This window comes from Streptomyces palmae (genome assembly GCF_004684805.1).
Classification (GTDB): Bacteria; Actinomycetota; Actinomycetes; order Streptomycetales; family Streptomycetaceae; genus Streptomyces; species Streptomyces palmae.
Genome location: NZ_SRID01000475.1, coordinates 1 through 4,541 on the forward strand (window position 1 = coordinate 1; position 4,541 = coordinate 4,541).

4 protein-coding genes are annotated in these 4,541 nt (G+C 73.0%); 3 read left to right on the forward strand and 1 reads right to left on the reverse strand.

The features are described 5' to 3' along the window. The first annotated feature begins 165 nt into the window (after positions 1-165). Complete coding sequence (locus tag E4099_RS29460; protein WP_135342166.1) at positions 166-1,362, forward strand: acyltransferase family protein; 1,197 nt, start codon at positions 166-168, stop codon at positions 1,360-1,362. A 51-nt stretch (positions 1,363-1,413) separates the two neighbouring features. On the opposite strand, the gene E4099_RS29465 is transcribed toward E4099_RS29460, so the two are convergent. After that, positions 1,414-2,751 carry an aminotransferase-like domain-containing protein gene (locus E4099_RS29465; RefSeq protein WP_135342163.1) on the reverse strand — a complete coding sequence of 446 codons (1,338 nt, stop codon included), beginning with the start codon at positions 2,749-2,751 and terminating at the stop codon, positions 1,414-1,416. A gap of 129 nt (positions 2,752-2,880) precedes the next feature. Between E4099_RS29465 and E4099_RS29470 the strand changes: the two genes are divergently transcribed. Together E4099_RS29470 and E4099_RS29475 are read left to right on the forward strand one after the other, a co-directional pair. Continuing rightward, entirely contained in the window at positions 2,881-3,714 is an 834-nt protein-coding gene (locus E4099_RS29470) for an alpha/beta fold hydrolase (protein ID WP_135342164.1), read from the forward strand. Positions 3,715-3,844: 130 nt separating this feature from the next. Then, entirely contained in the window at positions 3,845-4,399 is a 555-nt protein-coding gene (locus E4099_RS29475; RefSeq protein ID WP_135342165.1) for a YciI family protein, read from the forward strand. Positions 4,400-4,541 lie beyond the last annotated feature (142 nt).

Genomic DNA, 4,541 nt, shown 5'->3' on the forward strand with positions numbered 1-4,541 from the left:
GTGGGGCGGCATTGGGGGCCAAGCGGACATCGTGCGGGCGCAAATTTACGTGCTGGTGTTCAAGTGGCTAGGGTGCGCGGTGATGGAGTGCAGCCATATTCCCCACATTCCCAGTAAGACGCGGGACCTGCTTACGAGGTTGCGTCAGGAGGCCCTGTGGACGACATGACAAGCGGACCACGCGGTGGCCAGCGCATGCCGCTGCCCCCGGCGCGCCAGGCCGACGACGTCGGTTCGCCACCTGGGCAGGCCGGTCCGGAACCGGCCGCGGCGGCAGGTTCGCAGCAGACCGCGACGGTGGGCCCCCGGCGCGCCCGGGCGGCGGGTGCGAAGCCGAGGCAGCGTGACGCGTTCTTCGACAACGCCAAGTTCATGGCCATCGTGCTGGTGGCCATGGGGCACGCCTGGGAGCCGCTGCGGGACGACAGCCGGCTGGCGTCGGCGCTGTACATCACCGTCTACAGCTTCCACATGCCGGCCTTCATCGTCATCTCGGGCTACTTCTCGCGCAGCTTCGACATGCGCCCGGACCGGCTCCGCCGCCTCATCACCGGCATCGGCGTGCCCTACGTCATCTTCGAGATCGCCTACACCTTCTTCAAGCGCTGGGCCGATGACGACCCGACCTTCGACTTCAGCCTGCTGGACCCCTGGTATCTGACCTGGTTCCTGATCGCCCTGTTCGTATGGCGGATGACCACGCCGCTGTGGCAGGTCATCCGCTGGCCGATCCCGGTCTCGCTGCTCATCGCGGCGCTCGCCGCCGTCTCGCCCGACATCGGCGACGACCTCGACATGCAGCGCGTCCTGCAGTTCCTGCCGTTCTTCGTGGTCGGCCTCAACCTCAAGCGCCACCACTTCGACATGGTGCGCGGCATCCGGGCCCGCAAGATCGCCATCCCGGTCTTCGCCGGCGCGCTGCTGGTCGCCTACTGGGCGGCGCCGCGGATGAACGCGGCCTGGTTCTACCGCCGCGACAGCGCCCAGGAACTCGCCGCTCCCTGGTGGGACGGCGTGATGATGACCGGCGCGCTCTTCTGCTGCTCGATGGTGCTCACCGCCTGCTTCTTCGCCTGGGTGCCCAAGCGGCGGATGTTCTTCACCGTGCTGGGCGCCGGCACCCTCTACGGCTACCTGCTGCACGGCTTCCTGGCCAAGGGCTCCCGTTTCTGGGACTGGTACGACCACGACTGGGTGCACGAGCCGCTCGGCGAGCTCGCCGTGACGGTCATCGCCGCGACGGTGGTCACCGTGCTGTGCACCTCGCCGGTCCAGCGGATGTTCCGCTTCGCGATGGAGCCGAAGATGACCTGGGCCTTCAGAAAGGATCCGGCACCCTCCGGCGGCGGCAAGCGCGGCTGACGGCAGGCTGAGGGACACGGCGGCGCCGGCCCGTACCGACCTGGTGGCCGATCAGAACGGATCGGCGTCCTCCGGGGTGGTACGGGCCAGCGCCGCCAACGTGTCCAGGGCCTTGCCGAGCACCTCGTGCGGAGGTGAGGCCAACCCGATCCGGACCGCCCCCGGGGCGCGGCCGGTGCCGGTGACGAACGCCGCGCCGGGGGTGACGGCGATGCCCCGGCGGGCGGCGGCGGCCACGAAGGTCTCGGCCCGCCAGGGGGGCGGCAGTTCCCACCAGCAGTAGTAGGCGGCCGGATCGGCGCGCAGGGCGAACCCGGCCAGCCGCTCCGCCGCGGTCCGCTGCCGAGCCTGGGCGTCCTCCCGCTTGGCCGCCACGATACGAGCCACGGTGCCGTCCGTGATCCAGCGCGTGGCGGCGTCCAGCGCGAAGCGGGTCACGGTCCATCCGCCGGAGCGCAGCGCGGTCCCGATGCGCCCGGTGAGCCGCGCCGGGGCGACCGCGAACCCCGTGGTGAGCCCGGGGGCCAGGCGCTTGGAGAGGCTGTCGACCAGGATCGTGCGGTCGGGGGCGAAGGCCGCCAGCGGCGGCGGGTCCTCGCGCAGGAACGCCCAGACGGTGTCCTCCACGGCGCACAGCTCCAGCCGGTCCAACGCCTCGGCGAACTCCGCCCGGCGCTCCTCGGACATGGTCGTGGACAGCGGGTTGTGCAGGGTGGGCTGAAGGTAGACGGCATGCGGCCGGGCGGTGCGGCAGGCGGCGGCGAGGGCGTCCGGCCGCATGCCGTCCGCGTCGGCGGCCAGCGGCACCAGGGTGATGCCCAGCCGGCTCGCGACCGCCTTGACCACGGGGTAGGTCAGCTCCTCGACACCCAGTCGACCGCCCGGCGGCACCAGCGCCGCGATCGCGGCGGCGACGGCCTGCCGGCCGTTTCCGGCGAACAGCACCCGTTCCGGATCGGGGCGCCAGCCGGGCCGGGACAGCAGGTCGGTGAACGCCTCCCGGGCCGCGGCGGTGCCCACCGTCCCGACCGGCCGCAGTGCGGAACCGAGCAGGTCGGGGCGGAGCAGCGGCGCCAGCCCGTCGGCCAGCAGCTCCGTCTGGCCGGGCACCACGGGGTAGTTGAGCTCCAGATCGATGCGCTGGGTGGCCGGTTCGGCCAGGGCCGGCCCGGGGGCCGGAGGATCGGCGCGCACGAAGGTGCCGCGGCCGACCTCTCCCACCACCAGCCCGCGGCGGACGAGTTCGCGGTAGACCCGGCCCGCGGTGGAGTTGGCGATGCCATGGGCGCGGGCGAAGGCGCGCTGGGTGGGCAGCCGGTCGCCCGGCCGCAGCCGGCCCGCCGCGATGTCCCGGGCCACCGCGTCCGCGGCCCGCCGGTAGTCCTCCATGCTCCGATCCTTCCTCAAGTCGAATCTCCAGGCAATAACCCCGATTGCACCGAGGGCAAATCCATCATTGCACTCACCCGCGGGGCGTGCCTAGCATCCCGTCAACAGCACCGAGGAGATGGGGAAACGATGGACAGCGCACTGGTGGGCGGGATCGCCGTGGAGTACCAGGACGAGGGGCCCAGGCAGGCCGCGCCGCCGCTGCTCCTGGTACACGGCCACCCCTTCGACCGGTCCATGTGGCGGCCCCAGATCACCGAGGCGGCCCGTGCCGGACACCGGGTGATCGCCCCGGACCTGCGCGGGTACGGCGGCTCCGAGGTGGTCCCCGGCACCACCTTGCTCTCCGACTTCGCCACCGACCTCGCCGGGCTCCTGGACCACCTGGGCATCGACCGGGTGGCGCTGGGCGGACTGTCGATGGGCGGCCAGATCGTGATGGAGTTCCAGCGGCTCTTCCCCGACCGGGTCAGCGGACTGCTGCTGGCCGACACCGCCGCCGAGCCGGAGACGGACCAAGGCCGGGCCGCACGCCACGCGATGGCCGACCGGCTGCTGCGCGAGGGCATGGCCCCGTACGCCGAGGAGGTCCTGGACAAGATGATCTCCCCGGAGGCCATCCGGACCCTTCCCCAGGTCGCCACCCACGTACGGCTGATGATGGGCAGCACCGCCCCGCAGGGAGCGGCGGCCGCGCTACGGGGCCGCGCGGCCCGGCCCGACTACCGCCCGGTGCTGGCACAGGCGGCCGTGCCCACGCTGGTCGTGGTCGGCAGCGAGGACCGGTTCACCCCGCTGCGTGACGCCGAGACCATCCGGGACCTCGTACCGGGCGCGGAACTGGCCGTGATCGAGGGAGCGGCCCACATGCCCAACCTGGAGCGCCCCGCGGAGTTCACCGCGCACCTGCTGCGCTTCCTGGACCGCGTCCGGCGCCACGAGGGCAATCCGGCCCGGAGCTGACGCGGCGGTCGCGCCGCGCGCCGTGCCGCGAGAGGCCGGCGACCCATGGCACGGACCGCTGCGGCCACCGAGCGGCCGACGCCGTGAAACCCCCTCGCGCCGACCGCTGTCGGGAAGGGACCCTGGCGGCATGGAGTTCTTCTGCTACCACCGCGACCGGCCCGGCTCCGCAGCGCTCCGCCAGGAGCTGCGGGAGGAGCACTGGTCCTATATGGACGGCTTCGAGAAGGAGATGATCGCCCGCGGGCCGACCCTCAGCGGCGACGGCGGGATCCCCACCGGCAGCGTGCACATCGTCGACCTGCCCGACCCCGCGGCCGCCCGGGCGTTCGCCTTCGAGGAGCCGGGCTACCAGGCCGGCGCCTACCGGGACGTACTGCTGAGGAGGTGGCACAACGCCCTGGGGCGCACCATGTGGGACTTCCCCGGCGGCCGGACCGGCGGCAACCGGTACCTGGTGCTCGGCCTCGGCGCCGGGGAGGCCGTCGACCTCGCCGTACCGGCCGACCAGGACGGGCTGATCGCCTACGGGCCGCTGCTCTCCGACGACGGCGCCAACTGGCTCGGCACGGCGGCACTGCTCCGGGCTCCCGACCCTGCGACGGCACGGGACCTCCTGACCGCGGACCGGTACGCCAACATCGAGGTGCACCGCTGGCAGTTCGGCGGGCGGCCGGCCCAGTAGGCGCCACGGGCCCTCGCCGCGGCGGTGTTGCGGCGAGGGCCCGTCGGCACTCTCTCCAGCCCCACCCCCGACCGGGGCAGCCGGTGCGGCGCACCAGGCCCGTGGACAAGGGGGGCAGGTACACCCTCCCGAGTGGGGGAGG